The following is a 17,569-nucleotide window of genomic DNA, read 5'->3' as shown; positions in this document are numbered from 1 at the left end:
TTAAGGAACACATATGCGTCGTTCAATTATCGCTTTATCAATTAGCCTAGGTGTTGCCTTTAGCTCACCTATGCATGCCGAAGGGTGGCAGTCAGATGTGATAGCCGTCACTCAGTCACAGTTGTCACCTAGTTATTGGTTGCAGCAAGGCGCATCGGCAAAAATGATCATGAGTAATGCGCAAATTCAGGCTTTTAATGAAAAACTTATTAAAGATAATAAATACATTGTTGACCCACTTTCATTTCAAAAGTCGTTGTCTAAAACTGAGCTCACCAGTTTAATTAATCAAGCCAGCTCAGTGCCAAAAAGCCCGCGCTTTTTTACTGACGGACGTCAATTAACAGCGAAAGATTTTGCTAAATATCAGGCAAATTTAAATATTAATAAGGTTGCGAGTACTAACTTAGTTCGCTTTGGTGTGGTGGTGAAGCGTACGTCATTACGGACCTTTCCAACGTGGGAACGGGTGCTCAACAGTGGCTTAGATCACGACCTAGATCGCTTTCAAGAAAGTGGCATGTTTCCGGGAGAGAGTGTCGCTGTCTTGCATCAAAGCGCGGATAAAAAGTGGCTTTTAGTGCGTGCTTATAACTATTTAGCGTGGACGCCCGCTGAGGATATTGCTTTTGCCGATGCTGATAAAATTAAAGCGTACCGTGACCAAGAAAACTTTTTAGTCATCACTGGCGCTAAAGTGCACACTGCTTATGTGCCTAATGATGATGCACGCTCAGAAGTTCAGCTTGATATGGGGGTGCGTTTACCCCTTGTTGATAACGAGCAAGTTCCTTACTTACTGAATGGGCAAAATACCTATGCCAGCCATATTGTGCAATTACCAACGCGCGATGAAAATGGCCAATTAGCCATAAAGCCAGCAATGATCAGTAAAACCGCAGATGTAAATATCGGTTACCTCGCCTACACCGAACAAAACCTGATTAAGCAAGGCTTTAAGTTTTTAGGTGAGCGGTATGGATGGGGGCACGATTACAATGGCCGAGATTGCACTGGTTTTGTGGGTGAAATTTATAAAAGTTTTGGTTTACTCATGCCACGTAACTCCGGTCAGCAAGGGAGCAGTGAGTACGGTAAAAATAGCCGCTTTGATAAAAATGCCAATGAAGCGTCTAAATTATCCGTTGTTAAGAATATGGCAATTGGTGATTTAATTTATATTCCAGGTCATGTGATGATGTATTTAGGTGAACACCAAGGTGAGCCGTACGTAATTCACGACGTGAAAGGGCTTGGCTACAACAAAGGCGATGGTAGTTTTTACAGCAGTGCTCTAAATGGGGTATCGGTTACTCCATTATTGCCGTTAAGACTCTCGCAAGAAACCAGCTATTTAGACCGTGTGTACAACATTAAACGTATTCGCTAGAGGCCTGTATGAAAATTAAAGCAATTCGTTTTGCAAAGCTCAAAGTGCCATTAGTGACCCCATTCAAAACGGCGTTGAGAGAAGTTAGTTTTATAGAAGATTTAGTGGTGATCATCGAGACTCACTGCGGCCAGATTGGTTATGGTTCAGCAGCATCAACCCCAGTTATTACAGGGGATACTCACCAAGGCATGATAAGCGTTATTAAGCAGTTTATTGCGCCGAAATTATTGGGCCTCGAAATAGAAAATATTAATCAGCTCACCCATATTATACAAACGACAGTAGTCGGTAATAGTAGCGCAAAAGCGGCGCTAGAAATTGCTGTTTATGATTTATGGGGCAAGCTTTATAAAGCGCCATTGTATAAATTACTCGGTGGCGGGCAATCAAAGCTTAAAACAGATATCACTATCAGTGTTGATAATATCGATAAGATGCTCAGCGACTGCCAGCTCGCAGTTGATCAAGGTTTCGATGTATTAAAAGTTAAAATCGGCAATAACCTGAATCAAGACATTGAGCGTGTTAAAGCAATTTATGCGGGCTTTGCAAGCAAAGCACTCTTGCGTCTTGATGTTAATCAAGGCTGGAGTGCTAAGCAAACAGTGCAGGCCTTACAGCAACTAGAACACGCCGGAGTCGTGCTTGAGCTTGTAGAGCAGCCTGTTAAAAGTAACGACATCCAAGGACTAAAATACATTACTGATCGTGTTAATACACCGATTATGGCCGACGAGAGTGCTTTTTCTCCTCAGCAGGTTATTCAGCTTTTAGAGCTTGGCGCCGTTGATATTATTAATATTAAGCTGATGAAAACCGGTGGGTTGAGCCGTGCGATTGAAATAGCCAATATCACTGCGCAGTATCAAGCGCAGTGTATGATTGGTTGTATGCTTGAGGGCAGTATTGCTGTGGCGGGTGCTGCACATTTAGCATCCGCAAAAGCCCAACAAATTAGTAAAATTGATTTAGATGGTCCAGCCCTTGGCCAGTATGATCCGGTGCAAGGTGGGGTTGAATTTAATGGCCCACAGATCACGCTTTCGGATGCCCCAGGTCTTGGTATTGAATTAATCAACGGTCTTGAACTGATAACAAATGGAGTGTGGCCAGAATGAAAAAAATCTTTAGTTTTGTTGCAGCAATGAGTTTAACCGCCTGTGCAAGCTCGCAGCAGTACACGCCTGTGATTGATAATACACATCAACAATTAGTTGTGGTTGTAGCCAATGACAGTGACGCAATTGATGCGACGCTTTATCGCTTTGAAAAAAAAGGGCGACAATGGCAACAACAAGGTGATCAACACGCTGTTGTGCTTGGGCGTACTGGGCTTGCTTGGGGTGTTGGCTTACATCCAGCGCAAGCTGGTTTGCAAAAACAAGAGGGGGATGGCAAAGCGCCAGCGGGTATCTTTGAACTAGGTACTGCATTTGGTTACTTAGACACATTACAAACGAATCTTAGCTATCAAGCTATGACTGCTAACGATTACTGCATTGATGTAAAAGGGTCTCCTTTTTACAACCAACTCGTTGATAAGTCAGAAGTGGGAGACGCTGCGGTAAAAAACTCATCTGAATGGATGCGCCGTGATATTTACAGCCAAGACGACTTATATAAAAAGGGGATCGTGGTAAAGCACAATCCTTACAATGTCGATGGGGCGGGCAGTTGTATTTTTATGCATTTATGGCGTGCGCCCAGTAAACCAACAGCAGGATGTACAGCGATGACCGAAACCGATATGGATACCTTATTAGCTTGGCTTGATGAGCGTAAAAAACCATTATTGGTGAGTTTAACTAAGCAGCAATATCAGCAAAAACAAAGTCAGTGGCAATTGCCGGTACTGGAAAATTAAAAATAATAAAATAAAAGTATTTTATTTTTGTCGTAATAGTGGAATAATATATTCCATTAAGGTTTGAGTTAGGATAATAAATGAGTGCAAATTACGCATTACTCGATTGGTTAGTATTCGCAAGTTATGGCGCAATTTTATTGCTCAGTGGCTGGTGGTTTAATCGCAAACGTGCCAACTCAAGCCAAGATTTTTTCTTGGGTGGAAATAGCATGCCGACCTGGATGGTGGCTATTTCTGTTTTGGCGACGTCGCAATCTGCGGCAACCTTTATTGGTGGCCCTGATCAAGGTTATCAAGGTGATTTTTCTTATATCGCAACAAATATAGGGGCGTTTATTGCGGCATTTGTGGTGTCGGCATTTTTAATTCCTAAGTTTTACCAACAAAAAGTGTACACAGTGTATGAGCTGTTAGAAAAGCGTATAGGCCCAAAAGCTAAACGCCGTAGCGGTTTAATGTATTTATTTGGTCGTGTGTTTGCCAGTGGTGCGCGTCTTTATATGGCAGCCATCGCGGTGGCTATGATTTTATATGGCAATATACATGCCGACAGTGTGGTGATAGCGACCTTAGTACTGGCGCTGGCGGGGTTACTTTATACCTTTTTAGGCGGGATCCGCAGCGTTATCTATTCTGATGTTTTACAGAGTGTTGTTTATGTTAGTGCAGCGATCGCGGTTATTTGGTGTTTGCTGAATATTATTCCTGCCGATTTCTCGACCATTATAGCCACCTTAAATGAACCCGCTCCTGGTGCTGACTCGAAACTTGCTTTGTTTAAGTTTGATTTAGACTTTACGCCATCAGGGGTATTCAATATGGCCTCTGTATTAACCGGGTTTGTATTGTTAAATATTGCAGCATTTGGCCTTGATCAAGACATGACACAGCGTTTATTAACCTGTAAGAGTCCAAAAGAAGGCAGTAAGGCATTATTGCTATCGGTGCTGATGGTAATACCGGTTATGGCTATTTTTATCTTCATTGGCATGCTGCTTTATATTGTTTATCAGCAACCAACACTTATGAATAATCAGGCTGGAGAGGCGGTTGTACAAGAGTTTAATGGCGAAAAAATTACTATTTTTATGTATTACGTATTAAATGAAGTACCTGCAGGAATTAAAGGCTTGGTTAGTGTGGGCATAATCGCTGCGGCGATATCAACATTAAATTCGGGGCTGAGCTCAATGTCATCAGTGATAGTGCAAGATTTATATCGCCCGTATCTAGAAAAAGCCAATAAACACGTGAGTGACCACCACTTTGTTAAAGCTGGTAGAGTGGGGATGGCAGTAGTTAGTTTAGCGTTGGCGTTGATGGCAATACTTTGCTATTTCTGGCAGCAATACAGTGATATGCCGTTATTAAAGTTTGCCTTAAGCGTTATGGTGTTTTCGTACAGCGGTTTATTGGGTGTTTATTTCACAACGTTATTTACAAAACGCGGCAGTGAAGGTTCTGTGCTCGCTGCATTAATTGTTGGTTTTGTTGTTACGCTATTAATGCAACCCTATATGATTGATTGGTTATTGCCTGAGTCGATGCGCTTTTATTTAGGTTTTACTTGGCAGTTATGTATTGGCACCTTGTTATCAACATTAGTGTGTTGTGTTGGCAAACCCAAAGCAAGTAATGAGGCATTTGCATAAATGACAGTGCGTTATGTTCTAGCCATTGATGGTGGCGGTACTAAAGTTTTAGCTGAACTGACAGAGCAATCCTCACAATTGACGTTTCGCTCACAAGGCGGGCCCGCGTCTATTTCGAATGATCTTGATTTAGCAGTTGAGAATATTGTGAAGGTTGTTCGAGACGTTTGCGAACAAAGTGGTGCAAAGGCCAGTGATATCGTTGCTGTAATGGGCCTCGCCGGAGGTGCATCAACCACATTAGCTGAGCAAGTTAAAGTAATGCTCAAGCTAATTTACGAGATTGAGTTTGCAAGTCTTCGCATAGAGAGTGATGCCATTACATCGCTTTATGGTGCAAATTTGGGGGAACCTTGTGTTGTTGTTGCCCTTGGTACAGGTGCTGTCGGTGCGCGTTTACAATCAAACAACCAAGCTAAATTAGTCGGTGGTTGGGGTTTTACTGTGGATGACTTTGGTGGCGGCGCGCGTATTGGTCTAATGGCTGTACAGTATTTATTAAACGATATAGATTGTTACGATTTACCAAAAAGCCGATTAACGATTCGCTTGAGTGAGCAGCTAGGATGCACTCGTCAAGCAATTAGTCATTGGCTTAAACAAGCCAAACCCGCGGATTATGCACGTTTTAGTCCGCTTGTGTTTAGCTTACAAAACGAATGTAAAGTAGCCAATAAGGTATTAACTGAGCACACGACGTCAGTGGTTGAGTTAATTAATAAAAGTCGCGGTACATCGCCGTTACCCGTAATTTTAATTGGGGGGCTTGCTAAGGTGAGCCAAGACTTATTGCCACTTACATTGCAAAACGAATTATCTCCTTGTAAAGGGGATTCATTAACTGGTGCCGCTATACTAGCGGTAAAGCATTACCATGACATTATTGAAAAAGGACAACGTAATGAGCCCTGAGCACGTCTTTAAGCATCAAAGTGAGTTACTTGAAGAATTAAACGGTATTGTCTCTGAAGGACAAAACCCTGACACTTTGGATATCGATCTGCTCAGCACCACTGAGATCCTCACAAAAATCAATAATGAAGATCACAAGGTTGCAGCAGCCGTTAAGCTGGTTATCCCGCAAATAAGCTTAGCAGTAGATCATATTGTTGAAGCATTTCAACAAGGTGGCAGACTTATTTATATAGGCGCAGGCACTAGCGGCCGTTTAGGTATTCTTGATGCTGTTGAGTGTGCCCCGACCTACAGTGTGAGCGAACAGCAGGTTTTAGGCATTATTGCTGGCGGTGACACCGCGTTTAAAAAAGCTGTTGAGGGTGCCGAAGATAGCACCACACTTGGTGTGGAAGATTTAAAAAATGCGAACCTTACAGGAAAAGATATCGTTGTGGGTATCGCTGCCAGTGGACGTACTCCATACGTGTGTGCTGCAATTGAGTATGCTAAGTCGTTAGGGTGTGTCACGGTGGGCATTACGTGTAACCCCGATTCAGCGGTGATGCGTTTACCGCAAATTGGTATTTGCCCTGTGGTAGGGGCAGAAGCTGTGACAGGCTCAACACGAATGAAGTCGGGTACGGCACAAAAGCTTGTACTTAATATGTTAAGCACTGCCAGTATGATCCGCACCGGTAAAGTGTATAAAAACCTGATGGTTGATGTAAATGCAAGTAACGAAAAGCTCCATGCACGTGCTATTCGTATAGTGATGCAGGCAACTAGTTGCTCACAGCAGCAAGCTGTCGATGCTTTAAAGCAAGCCGAGCAAAGTGCCAAATTAGCTATTTTGATTGTATTAACGGGTAAGCCTGCAGATGAGGCAAAACAGCTGCTTTGCCAAGCGAATGGGTTTTTACGTAAAGCGGTGGAGGAATAATGCGTTTTTTAGCCATTTTAATTGTGAGCTGTTTAGCATTACTTGGTTGTAAGGAAACGCCAGTTAATGTGCCAGAAAAAGCACAACCATTACAAGTGGGGGCTGTTAACTATCAAGCCTATGTGCCAGAACTTAAAGGCAAGCGCGTTGGTTTAGTTGTCAATCAAACGTCAGAAATTAATGGTCAACATTTAGTCGACTTTTTACTCGAAAAAGGGGTTGTGGTGCGTAAAATATTTGCCCCGGAACATGGTTTTCGAGGCGATCATGATGCGGGTGCCCATGTAAAAAGTACTGTAGATGCCAAAACGGGTATCGATGTTGTTTCTATATACGGCAGCAATAAAAAACCGAACCCAGAAGCACTGGCTGATCTGGATGTTATTATTTTTGATATCCAAGATGTCGGTGTGCGCTTTTATACATACATCAGTTCAATGCATTATATGATGGAAGCGGCTGCTGAAAACGGTAAAGCATTTATTGTTCTTGATAGACCCAATCCGAACATTGCTTATGTCGATGGGCCAATTTTAGATCCCAAATTCCGTTCGTTCGTGGGGATGCATGAAATTCCCGTTTTACATGGTATGACGGTTGCTGAGCTTGCACAGATGATTAAAGGCGAAGGGTGGATAAATAACGCAGCTGAACTTCAGCTATCAGTGGTACCGGTGGCGAATTATAAGCGCACCATTACTTACGACTTGCCAGTAAAACCAAGCCCTAATTTGCCAAATGCTCAATCTATTCAGCTTTATCCATCATTATGCTTCTTTGAAGCGACACCCATAACCATTGGTCGTGGAACTGATTTTCCGTTCCAAGTCGTCGGCTATTCACCTGTAAAACTAGGAGAGTTTAGTTTTACGCCACGTGCGATTAAAGGGGCATCAATGAACCCTAAATTCAAAGACGTTGAGGTTTTTGGTCAAGATTTACGTGATTCAAACATGCATGGCTTAGATTTAAGTTTATTTATTGCTGCTTATCAACAACTAACCGATTCACAGCAGTTATTTTTTGAACGTGCTGAGTTTATGGATAAGTTAGCGGGCACAGATAAGCTTCGTTTAGCGATTGAGGCGGGACAAACCGAGCAACAAATAAAACAGAGTTGGCAAACTGAGCTTGCGGCATTTAAACGTAAGCGACAGCCCTATTTACTGTATCAATAACAAAATATATTTCAAAAAGAGGCACTTGCCTCTTTTTTTTATTATCACTTTTTGACGGCTGTGGTAAATTTAGGCCCTGAATAATTAAAAGGATGTATTATGAAGGTCTATTTTTGTGCGGCAGTATTTGCCTTACTCTCTGGCTGCTCACAGGTCCCTAGCAAGGCTGCACGTATACTTGACTTAAGCGCCGATAAAAGCGCTGCAGATCGAGCTATGGGCATTAAAACGCGTAACTAAACCTAGTTATCCTAAAGTGGCACAGATGACCAAAAAAGCGGGCAGTGCACGCTTCATTATTACGATTGATCAACACGGGAATAGCAAAGATATTACCTTTCTAGAAAGTTTCCCCGCAGGCATGTTTATTAGTGAATCGCGTGAAGCACTTAGTGACTGGCACTGGCAAGCAACATCAAAAAACAGCCAGCAACACGCTATTATACCAATCCGCAAAAATACTTAATCATTTTGAGTGATCAAACCAGTCGCTACCTGCGTTAAAAATTTCTGATTTACGACTGCATGGATGCAGGAGGTAGAGCAATGCAGGAGCAATTGCCGAGAACAACTAAATAACTAAATTTTTGCCTTGTTATCAACGCGGTTTTATTGCCTCAAAATAGGCCACTTAATTAAGCGGAATGGTATTAAACGTACGGTACAGATTGATTATTTGATGAAGCAGGCCATTCATTTAGATGAAGCAAGAACGTTTTGTACAATTTAGATTAAAAGGGATGAAAAAGGGCCGCATATGCGGCCCCCAACAGGATTGATTGGTTTAGAACTTGAAGTTAACTGAAAGCTGTAAACTACGTGGATTATAGTAACTGCGTGATTCACCATAGTTTTCATCAAGTACATACGGGTTTTTGTTGTAACCAGTTTGACGGTTAAAGACATTAAATAAGTCAGCACGGAATTGTAGTTCCATGTCACCTGAGAACGTAAAGTCTTGCGTGTAGTTCAAGTCAAGTTGCCAGTGGCTTGCTGTTCTACGAGAACCAGCAGGTTCTGCATAACGACTAACATGGCTTGTCGGATAACCATACATAGTTCCATCCCAGTTTTCCCAAGCTTGACCAGACTGGAATACAAAGTACGCACCAATGTTTGCTTCCCAAGGCACAGTGTAGTAACCATAGACTTTAACCTTATGCGGCTTATCTCCTGAAAGTGTGCCGTAACGGTTATCCCATGAGTAACGGCCGCGGCCATCACCATAGTATGATGAGCCAATAAAGTTATTTGCATCGTTACTTGTCGTGGTATTGTCTTGGTCGAAATTACCGTAGTAATGGCTCCACACATAAGAAGCATTGATATAGCTGTTTTCACCTAGGTATTCAGCTTCGATACTGGCTTCCCAGTATTTCGTTTCGCCGCCATCAACCTCAGCGATTACATACGATGAGCCACCGATTTCATCGATAATATCGGCAAGGTTTTCAACATAAAGGCCTTTATCTGCGATATGTTGTGGCACACCTTCGGCATCAACGCCTGAGTAATCAGTTAAGCGTGCATTGTTAGGCATATCTTCCCAAAAATGCATACCTTTACGGTGACGTACGTGAGCACGTAATACTAAATCAGAGCCCACATATTTCGTTGTGCCAAGCGTGAATTCATTGATACGACGAGGTTTCATGCCTTCTTGGAATGCTTTACCTGATGAACCACGTCGAGGTGATGCAGAAAGAATGTTGCCAGACTCATCTAGAAGTAGCTCAATTTCTGAGCGCGTATTACGGTCCCACGAGGCTGCACGAGCGAGTGAACTCGCTTCAGGATTATAAATTGCGAAATTTGCAAAGACTGAGTCTTCATCTGAGTACGTCCAAGTTGCACCTAAACGAGGTTGCAGCATATCACTCCAGTCTGTTTTATACATTTCGTACTTCTGTCCTGGAGCCAACTCATAACCTGAAACGGTGCCTGACTTCGCTTTTAAACCTTGCCCGTACCACGTATCTTGGCTTACGAGTAAACCGATATTATAAGTCCAGTCACCATGTTCTATGGTATCGTTTATTTCAAAATTGATACTACGCATTTCTGAGTTTATGCCAGAAACAGTTGTACCATCTTCAGTTGCCAGACTCATTTGTTGCACATGTGCACGATATATAGCATCTGCAGGGTCAAAGCCTGCCGTATCTGCATCAGCATCAACTAAACCGCCAAGGTAAGAGATGCGCCCCCAGCCATTTGATAAACGGGTAAGTTGTTCTTCACTTTCTTCCCATTTGGCACCAAAGTGGAGTGTATGGTACGTGTCACCCCAATCAAATTCATGTTCTAAGTTGAGTTCAAATGAATCACGATAGAAGTTTATATTGTCATATTGTGAATAAGCGCCAACACCACCGCTGCCTTTCATTACACCATCTTCAAGATAGCCATAAGTATTAATTAATGCGGTAGCTCCGGCATTATAAATAGCGATTTGCTCTTCTGTGAAACCTTCTTTAGAGACATATTCTCTTGGTTTTGGCACCGAAAAATAGCCCATCTGAGTAAGGTTGTTAACATCAAGCTGACTATTTAACGAAGGTACGACACTCAACTCAGTATCTGGTTTAGAACCTGTTTCTAATTCAAACTTGCTGTATTGGAATGACAGGGTGGTTGCAGAGCCTAAAATCCAAGAGCCATCTAACGTAAAGATATCTTGGTCGGCTTTGCTACCAACAGATACACTGTCAGTTTCGTAAGCGCCTATTGAATCGCCTTTTACCTCTTTATCAGAGGTACGTTGTGAAATATTAATTAAAATATCGTCGGTCGGTGCCCATGTAAGCTTACCGAAGTATTCGTCACGGATACTTTCATAGTCTTTTACTTCGCCATAAGCTGTATTCTTGTTAGCCTTCGTTTCTTCAGGGCGATAATACGAGGTATAAAAGTACAGTGTATCTTCAATCAGCGGTCCACCTAGGCTTGCAGTTAACCAGCTTTTATCCATCTCATAACTTTCTTCGCCTATAGGGGTCGCAACAAAACTCTTCGGTTGTGCTTTGTATTCAACGTTACCGTGAAATTCATCAGTACCAGATTTTGATACTGTATTGATTGAGAAGCCACCTGAACGGTTAAAGCCTACCGCTTTAGCACCACCGCGGTCCATGGTGACATACGCCACGTCATGGGTCGAAGGCTCTGACGCTAAATTACCAAACATTGGCATAGAAACATTTACGCCATCAAAACCGTATGAGTTATCAACCCCTGAACCACCTGCTGACGGACCTAAAACTGTGTTCGCCGAAAGCTCCACACCTGGTACAAGTTTTAATAGGTCTCGGTAGTCTTGACCCACTGGCACGTTGTTGATTGCCTCTTCGCCTAGTGAGTTGGTCAGAGCTGACTTACCCTGACGGTATAATTTACTACCAGTAATGGTGATGACCTCAACATTTTCATTTGCGCCACCGACGGTAACGTTAAGGCTCGATGTTTGCTCAAGCAAAACATCAACGGTCATCGTTTGAGTGACCCCGTTTTTATCGGTGAAAGTGAGTTCATAAGTCCCTGGTTTTAGTTGGGGTAAGTCGTAGCTTCCGTCTTCACGAGTCACAACAGTGCGTGGTTTCGGCATTACGTTACTTTTTGCCGTTACCGTGATCCCCGCCAGAGACTGCTGTGCCTCTGGTGTTGATACTTTACCCTTGATTCCACCGGTTAAATTAGCAAAGGCTGGTGCGCTGGCTAAAGCCGCGGCCATTACAACACCTGTTAGAGCTGTTTTCTTTGCGCGAAGTGCATTATGTGTCGCTTTAGCTATGGAGCTTATTACGAGTGAGGATGCATGTTGTTTCATTGTTTCCCGTCCTTATATTTATATGCTTTGTTGGACTGCTTACCCAATTGAGACTTATGAACTTTAAAATTATGTTGCCTATACATTAAACAGCTGTTAGAAGAATCGGTCAAGAATATTTTTTTGTTACTTACGGTTATTTGTGGAATAAAATATATTACCTTTATTGGGTAATTGTTTGTGTTCATTTGCTTTTAAGAGCATACGGAATGTGAGGGGTCTTTTTTGTAAGAAATTATGAACGCTTTATTTTTTATTAGCTTATAAAAATCAATACATAACAAGAAAGGTGAGGTGCAAATTTAGTTGCTAAATAAAGGCATAAAAAAAGCAGCTTTCGCTGCTTTTTTAGGTTTATAGTCTGTATTTAAAAATTAGTTATTCTTAAATTCGCCTACAACTTCATTAGAATGTTCTAGTAATTTTCTGCCTTGTCGACTCGATTGAGTCAGTGCAATGAACAGAATATCAATGACAAAATCTTGTGCAGTTCGGGCTAAAATTGATGACAGCCTTACTGATTCACCTTCAGCAACAGAGTAGAGTTTTACATCTGCTGAGTCTGCGACGGGGCTACTACCAAACTTAGTGACTGAGATCACTGCGCTGTCGTTTTTCTTAGCTTGTTTAACGACCTCAGCAATTTCACGGGTCATCCCCGATTCACTAATCGCAATAACCAAGTCACCTTTTGAAAACGTAGCAACGTAGGCAAGTTGGGCGTGGCCGTCTGGTTCAGCGATAGCTGGCATTCCTAGCTTTTGTAATTTATAAGAGAAATCTTTGGCAACCAGCGCCGAGCCACCTAAACCGCAAATAAGAATACGTTTAGCTGATTTTAATAATTCAACCGCTTTTTCGATTGCAGGCGCTTCGTTAAGGTTTTTGGTTTCAGTTAAAACGGCCAGTTTACTGCTGAGTAATTTTTCGGCAATTTGTTCAAGAGAGTCGTTTAAGGTAATTTTACCGTGTAACTTGGGCTCGCTGCTTTCATCGTTTAGGGCATCGATAACGGCTAGCTTAAAAGCAGGAAACCCTTTGTAACCTAATTTTTGTGAAAACTTAACCACGCTTGATTGGCTTACACCAACCACTTTTGCTAATTCAACAGAGGATAAATTACGAATCGCATTGGCCGAGTTTAATGTGAAATCTGCTAGTTTTGCTTCGCTGCTCGACAAAGACTGGCGTAAGGCTTTAATTTTTACAAAAGTAGACATTCGGGCTCACTTTGTTAGTTAACTTATTCTTTGTGTAATACAAACCTTTCAATCGAGAATATTAAGCGCCAAGACGCAAAATTAAGTACAAACGACGAATTATTTTTGTTTTACTCGAATTAACTTTGGAATATTTTTCTTAATTTAGATGGAATAATATAGTTTTATTCCATAATAGATACAACATTATTTGTTGAGATAGCACCATTTTTAGTGAGGTAGCGATAATGTATGCTTTTTATTCTTGGATCTTAAAATAAAATATTTTACATGTTAAGTGGGTGTTGCTACTGTATTGCAGTGAATCGTCAATGCTTAAAACTTCAGGTATGAAACTGTTATGAGTTTTTCCTCTTTAAAAACATTACTTAAACAGCTGTGTTATCTCAGTGGCGCTGCGCTTTTAGTCAGTTGTGCCAGTAATCAATATACGTTTACCCAGTCAGCTAACTACAGTCATCGCGTTAAGTTTTTAGTAATGCACTACACCGCGATTGATTACGAAAAGTCGATGCGAGCTTTAGTGGATGAAGGGGGCTTAAGCTCACATTATTTATTACCGGAGTCGGGCGATTCAAGTTATCCGCACGATAAATTAGAAATTATTCAACTTGTTGATGAGAACGATCGCGCATGGCATGCTGGACGAAGTTACTGGCAAGGACGTGAAGATTTAAACGATCACTCCATTGGCATTGAAATAGTGAATGTGCCTACATGTCATATTCCTGAGCATAGTTCGCCTGCAATGCAAAATGATGCAAGCAAGCTGTGTATTTATCCTGATTATGATGCCAAGCAAATTGAATTATTAATTACGTTAAGCAAAGATATTCTTAAACGCAATCCAGATATTGGGCCAACTCAAATTGTAGGGCATTCAGACATTGCGCCAAGTCGTAAAAATGATCCTGGCCCGCGTTTTCCTTGGTATCAATTATATAAAGCGGGTATTGGCGCGTGGTACGACAGCGACACGGTCGATAAGTATTGGCAGTTATTTAGCGCATCGAAACCTTCGACAGAGTTAATGCAAAAAGCCATGCGCAGCTACGGTTACGAGGTGATTGCAACGGGGCAACTTGATTCACAAACATTAGATGCGTTGAGCGCCTTTCAAATGCACTTTTTACCTTGGCATGTTAGCGGTAATAACGATGCCAGAAGTGCAGCTGTACTGTTTGCTTTATTAGAAAAGTATTTTCCTAAAAAGTGCGAGAGACTGTTTAAAGAGTATCAGCAACAGCAACTGGCAACGGAGCCTGAGACAACGGTGCTTGCGAATGCACAAGTTGTCGTACGTATTCCATCGCTCGACCCCAGCAGCCGTGAGTTAGTAAATAACCGAGGCACGTTTCAAGCGTATAAGGGACGTGGTGAAATAATCATTGAAAACCACGATGCCCGCAGTGCTGATATTTATATTAATGGTGAAAAAATTAATATCGCATCACCATTAACAGCTGAAAAAGTATATCAATACAGCTTAGCGAAACGCACTCATAACGGTATTAACACCTTTAAAGTTGACAATGTTCAACCAGAGGGGGCGAGCTTAACATTGCGGTTTCCTTACCCAACATTGATTAAAAACACACATAAAGACCGTTTTAAAGCTGTTGATGAGCTGATAAATCAAGAAGTCGCCGCAGGATTTCCTGGCGCTGTGCTTGGCGTTATTAAAGAGGGTGAGTTAATTAAATTAAGCCACTATGGCGCTGCTAAAAAGTACCATGCAGATGGCACGTTGCTCGCATCGCCTGAAGCGATGAAAAACGATACCTTATTCGACATTGCCTCGAATTCAAAAATGTTTGCTACTAACTTTGCGTTAATGAAACTTGCAAGCGAAGGTAAGTTAGATGTAGAAAAACCATTGTTTTATTACCTGCCAGAATTTAGAGGCAGCGGTCGAGAGCAGCGTTTAGTAAAGGATTTGCTCACGCATAGCGCAGGTTACCCTGCAGTGGTTGATTTTCACCGTAAAGATAATAAATTTGGCGAACGGTTTTTCTCGCAAAACAGTTTACGTACCAAAAATTTACTGCTTACAGGAGTGCCTTTTGTGGCGGGGCGTAATGTAAAGCACCTCTATTCAGATATTGATTACATGTTGCTAGGCGTATTGATTGAGCGCATTAGCGGTATGCCTCTCGACAGCTATGTCGAAAGCCAACTCTATCAGCCGCTAGGGTTAACACACACAGTGTACAACCCTTTGCAAAAGGGATTTTTAGCGTCGCAGATTGCTGCAACTGAAATAAATGGCAACACCCGTGGCGGGCGTATTGAGTTTGACAATATTCGTACCGATGTATTGCAAGGTGAAGTACATGACGAAAAAGCCTTTTATGCTTTAGGGGGCGTAGCAGGGCATGCAGGCCTCTTTAGTACGGCTGGCGATATAATGGTATTGATGCAGGTGCTGCTTAACGGCGGTGGCTACGACAATAAACAGTTATTTACCCCACAAGTACTCGCGCAATTTACTCAGCCTCAAGCCAGCGACGAAACCTATGGCTTAGGCTGGCGAAGAGCAGGGCACCAAGCACGCACATGGCATTTTGGCCCGTATGCCAGCCCAAGAGCCTATGGTCATACTGGCTGGACCGGCACCGTTACTGTGATTGACCCCGAGTATGACCTTGCCATCGTGTTACTTACCAATGCCCGTCACACACCTATTGAGGGCAACGATAAAAATTATGAATTTGTCGGAAAGCGTTTTGAAACAGGTAAGTATGGTTCAATTATCTCACTGATTTATGAGAGTATATTAAATCACTAGTCGATTTAAGTTGAGTTTAGCGGCAAAGCCATTAAGCTTAGCGAGTTTTTGCATAATAAAAATAAAATATTGGTCTTAATTTAAAAGGGTTTTTATGTCTTGGTATTCAATTTTACCACCCTTGATTGCTATCTTAATTGTGTTTTGGCGCAAAGAAGTGATCATGGCTTTATTGGTCGCCGTTGCGTCGTCTGAGTTTTTGCTAGCCCTCAATGGTGAAGGCAATAGTGTGTTTTACACTTTTATCAATACCATTGAACGGGTAATCGAAGTCGCGAGCTCAGCGGGTAACAGCCGTATTCTTATTTTTAGTATTTTGATTGGTGCACTGCTTGCCTATATTCGTGAATCTGGCGGTGTGGCAGCAACCGTAAACCTATTAATGAACAAAGGTGTTGCTAAGAGTAAGCGCCAAGTGGGTTATTTAACCATGTTCTCGGGCATTGCGGTGTTTATTGAATCGAACTTGAGCGTATTAACTTCGGGTATTTTATCGCGTGGTTTATTTGATAAATTTAAAATGAGCCGGGCGCGTCTTGCCTATATTATTGATAGTACCAGTGCACCCGTGTGTATTTTAATTTTACTTAACGGCTGGGGTGCGTATGTGCTTGGCCTACTTGGTAACTACGAGATGGAAGAGTCTGCTGTTTCGGTACTGTGGGGCAGTATTGGTTATAATTTTTATGCGATTATCACCTTGCTCATCGTGTTTTATACCATTACTTTCGACAAAGTACATGGGCCATTAAAACAAGCCGAAGAGAACTTTGAGCAGCAAGAAACCGAATTAGCAGAAGAAGTTAAAGGCTCAAAAGCGCGTTACATGCTTATTCCACTTATTACCTTAATTGGCAGCATGGTTGGCTTTATGTTCTGGACTGGCGATGGCGATATTGCTAGTGGCAGTGGCTCAAAATCAGTGTTGTATGCAACCATTTTAGCCTGTGTAGTCGCTTACTTTTTAATGATTAGCTCTCGTGATTTTACTCACCATAAGCTTGTTGATATTGGGTTTAAAGGCATGGGTGAATTATTACCGCTGGTTGCAATTGTCTTGTTATCACTCACACTTGGTGCGAGCTTAAAAGACTTAGGCACCGGTGTATTTGTAGCGGGGCTTGTGGGTGATTTCTTACCTATTTACCTTGTTGTGCCAGTGCTATTTTTAACCGGAGCGGTTATTTCATTCACTACGGGTACCTCGTGGGGCACATTTGCCATTCTTATTCCAATTGGTGTGCCGCTTATTCAAGCGCTAGGTTTACCGCCTTCACTGGTTATTGCTGCCATTCTAGGTGGCGGTGTGTTTGGCGATCACTGCTCGCCAATATCAGATACCAGTGCGGTATCGGCGATTGCCTCTGGGTGTGACTTATTAACCCACGTTAAAACTCAAATGCCTTACGCCTTATTCGGCGGCGCATTAACCTTTATCGCTTATTTGGTAACCAGTATTTTGGTTTTGTAACTTTAAGCCCTTAAGCAAACAATAAAAAACCACAGAGAAATGAAGTGACCCCCAATAGTTGGACATTCCAATTACTGGGGGTCTTTTTATGTCCAAACATCATCGAGCTTTTAAGCTCAAAATAGCAGAGCTCGCTTTGTCTGAAAGCTCTTCGACAGTAAGTAACAGATTTAATGTTACAGATAGGCAGGTCCGATATTGGACCGCTATTTATCGAATTCATGGCGCTGAAAGCTTCAGGTCTGTTCACAAACCTTATTCTCAAGCATTTAAGGTAGAAGTGTTAAAAACGATGACAGCAAACAGTTGGTCACTCGGTTATACCAGTGCTTTCTTC

At 42.1% G+C, this 17,569-nt stretch carries 14 protein-coding genes; 12 read left to right on the top strand and 2 right to left on the bottom strand.

What is annotated here, in order from left to right; translation table 11 throughout:
* Nucleotides 1-13: 13 nt before the first annotated feature.
* The 9 genes from LPA49_RS17595 to LPA49_RS17555 all read left to right on the top strand — a co-directional run bounded on the left by LPA49_RS17595 (nucleotide 14) and on the right by LPA49_RS17555 (nucleotide 8,393).
* A complete protein-coding gene (locus tag LPA49_RS17595; RefSeq protein ID WP_230237368.1) occupies nucleotides 14-1,390 on the top strand; it encodes an SH3 domain-containing protein in 1,377 nt (458 codons plus the stop codon).
* Nucleotides 1,391-1,398: 8 nt separating this feature from the next.
* The gene (locus LPA49_RS17590; protein ID WP_196857624.1) at nucleotides 1,399-2,511 is read left to right on the top strand and encodes a mandelate racemase/muconate lactonizing enzyme family protein; all 1,113 of its coding nucleotides are present in this window, start codon (nucleotides 1,399-1,401) and stop codon (nucleotides 2,509-2,511) included.
* Nucleotides 2,508-3,257, top strand: coding sequence for a L,D-transpeptidase (locus LPA49_RS17585; protein WP_065978429.1), 750 nt, complete (start codon nucleotides 2,508-2,510; stop codon nucleotides 3,255-3,257). The genes LPA49_RS17590 and LPA49_RS17585 overlap by 4 nt, the downstream gene beginning before the upstream one ends.
* An 80-nt stretch (nucleotides 3,258-3,337) precedes the next feature.
* Nucleotides 3,338-4,912 (top strand): sodium:solute symporter, encoded by a 1,575-nt coding sequence (locus tag LPA49_RS17580; protein ID WP_065978428.1) that lies wholly within the window; start codon nucleotides 3,338-3,340, stop codon nucleotides 4,910-4,912.
* The gene (locus LPA49_RS17575) at nucleotides 4,913-5,824 is read left to right on the top strand and encodes a BadF/BadG/BcrA/BcrD ATPase family protein (protein WP_051501818.1); all 912 of its coding nucleotides are present in this window, start codon (nucleotides 4,913-4,915) and stop codon (nucleotides 5,822-5,824) included.
* Nucleotides 5,814-6,749, top strand: a complete 936-nt coding sequence (gene murQ, locus LPA49_RS17570; RefSeq protein ID WP_036970545.1) for an N-acetylmuramic acid 6-phosphate etherase — start codon at nucleotides 5,814-5,816, stop codon at nucleotides 6,747-6,749. The genes LPA49_RS17575 and murQ overlap by 11 nt, the downstream gene beginning before the upstream one ends.
* Entirely contained in the window at nucleotides 6,749-7,927 is a 1,179-nt protein-coding gene (locus LPA49_RS17565) for an exo-beta-N-acetylmuramidase NamZ domain-containing protein (RefSeq protein ID WP_036970543.1), read from the top strand. The genes murQ and LPA49_RS17565 overlap by 1 nt, the downstream gene beginning before the upstream one ends.
* Nucleotides 7,928-8,026: 99 nt before the next feature.
* Nucleotides 8,027-8,167 (top strand): hypothetical protein, encoded by a 141-nt coding sequence (locus LPA49_RS17560; protein ID WP_155950841.1) that lies wholly within the window; start codon nucleotides 8,027-8,029, stop codon nucleotides 8,165-8,167.
* Nucleotides 8,121-8,393 (top strand): energy transducer TonB, encoded by a 273-nt coding sequence (locus LPA49_RS17555; protein WP_319633316.1) that lies wholly within the window; start codon nucleotides 8,121-8,123, stop codon nucleotides 8,391-8,393. The genes LPA49_RS17560 and LPA49_RS17555 overlap by 47 nt, the downstream gene beginning before the upstream one ends.
* A 318-nt stretch (nucleotides 8,394-8,711) precedes the next feature.
* Here the strand turns inward: LPA49_RS17555 and LPA49_RS17550 are convergent, their stop codons facing one another.
* Nucleotides 8,712-11,753, bottom strand: coding sequence for a TonB-dependent receptor (locus tag LPA49_RS17550; RefSeq protein ID WP_230237367.1), 3,042 nt, complete (start codon nucleotides 11,751-11,753; stop codon nucleotides 8,712-8,714).
* Between the two features lie 374 nt (nucleotides 11,754-12,127).
* Nucleotides 12,128-12,973: a MurR/RpiR family transcriptional regulator gene (locus LPA49_RS17545; protein WP_036970537.1), complete on the bottom strand. Its 846-nt coding sequence runs from the start codon at nucleotides 12,971-12,973 to the stop codon at nucleotides 12,128-12,130.
* Nucleotides 12,974-13,313: 340 nt separating this feature from the next.
* Here LPA49_RS17545 and pbp4b point away from each other — a divergent pair, with 340 nt between their 5' ends.
* The 3 genes from pbp4b to LPA49_RS17530 form a co-directional block, all read left to right on the top strand.
* Complete coding sequence (gene pbp4b, locus LPA49_RS17540) at nucleotides 13,314-15,761, top strand: penicillin binding protein PBP4B (protein ID WP_230237365.1); 2,448 nt, start codon at nucleotides 13,314-13,316, stop codon at nucleotides 15,759-15,761.
* 94 nt (nucleotides 15,762-15,855) lie between these two features.
* Complete coding sequence (locus tag LPA49_RS17535; protein WP_036970533.1) at nucleotides 15,856-17,232, top strand: Na+/H+ antiporter NhaC family protein; 1,377 nt, start codon at nucleotides 15,856-15,858, stop codon at nucleotides 17,230-17,232.
* An 88-nt stretch (nucleotides 17,233-17,320) separates the two neighbouring features.
* On the top strand, nucleotides 17,321-17,569 hold a 249-nt coding region (locus LPA49_RS17530; RefSeq protein WP_218640583.1), incomplete at its 3' end, for a helix-turn-helix domain-containing protein.

The sequence above is a fragment of the Pseudoalteromonas sp. MB41 genome (assembly GCF_020966275.1).
GTDB classification, from domain to species: Bacteria; Pseudomonadota; Gammaproteobacteria; order Enterobacterales; family Alteromonadaceae; genus Pseudoalteromonas; species Pseudoalteromonas lipolytica.
This window is presented reverse-complemented; position numbering and strand designations above follow the sequence as displayed.

Excerpts from the sequence above, each read along its gene's own strand:
- LPA49_RS17595 (WP_230237368.1), top strand. The coding sequence starts at position 14 with ATGCGTCGTTCAATTATCGCTTTATCAATTAGCCTAGGTGTTGCCTTT.
- LPA49_RS17590 (WP_196857624.1), top strand. The coding sequence starts at position 1,399 with ATGAAAATTAAAGCAATTCGTTTTGCAAAGCTCAAAGTGCCATTAGTG.
- LPA49_RS17585 (WP_065978429.1), top strand. The coding sequence starts at position 2,508 with ATGAAAAAAATCTTTAGTTTTGTTGCAGCAATGAGTTTAACCGCCTGT.
- LPA49_RS17580 (WP_065978428.1), top strand. The coding sequence starts at position 3,338 with ATGAGTGCAAATTACGCATTACTCGATTGGTTAGTATTCGCAAGTTAT.
- LPA49_RS17575 (WP_051501818.1), top strand. The coding sequence starts at position 4,913 with ATGACAGTGCGTTATGTTCTAGCCATTGATGGTGGCGGTACTAAAGTT.
- murQ (WP_036970545.1), top strand. The coding sequence starts at position 5,814 with ATGAGCCCTGAGCACGTCTTTAAGCATCAAAGTGAGTTACTTGAAGAA.
- LPA49_RS17565 (WP_036970543.1), top strand. The coding sequence starts at position 6,749 with ATGCGTTTTTTAGCCATTTTAATTGTGAGCTGTTTAGCATTACTTGGT.
- LPA49_RS17560 (WP_155950841.1), top strand. The coding sequence starts at position 8,027 with ATGAAGGTCTATTTTTGTGCGGCAGTATTTGCCTTACTCTCTGGCTGC.
- LPA49_RS17550 (WP_230237367.1), bottom strand. The coding sequence starts at position 11,753 with ATGAAACAACATGCATCCTCACTCGTAATAAGCTCCATAGCTAAAGCG.
- LPA49_RS17545 (WP_036970537.1), bottom strand. The coding sequence starts at position 12,973 with ATGTCTACTTTTGTAAAAATTAAAGCCTTACGCCAGTCTTTGTCGAGC.
- pbp4b (WP_230237365.1), top strand. The coding sequence starts at position 13,314 with ATGAGTTTTTCCTCTTTAAAAACATTACTTAAACAGCTGTGTTATCTC.
- LPA49_RS17535 (WP_036970533.1), top strand. The coding sequence starts at position 15,856 with ATGTCTTGGTATTCAATTTTACCACCCTTGATTGCTATCTTAATTGTG.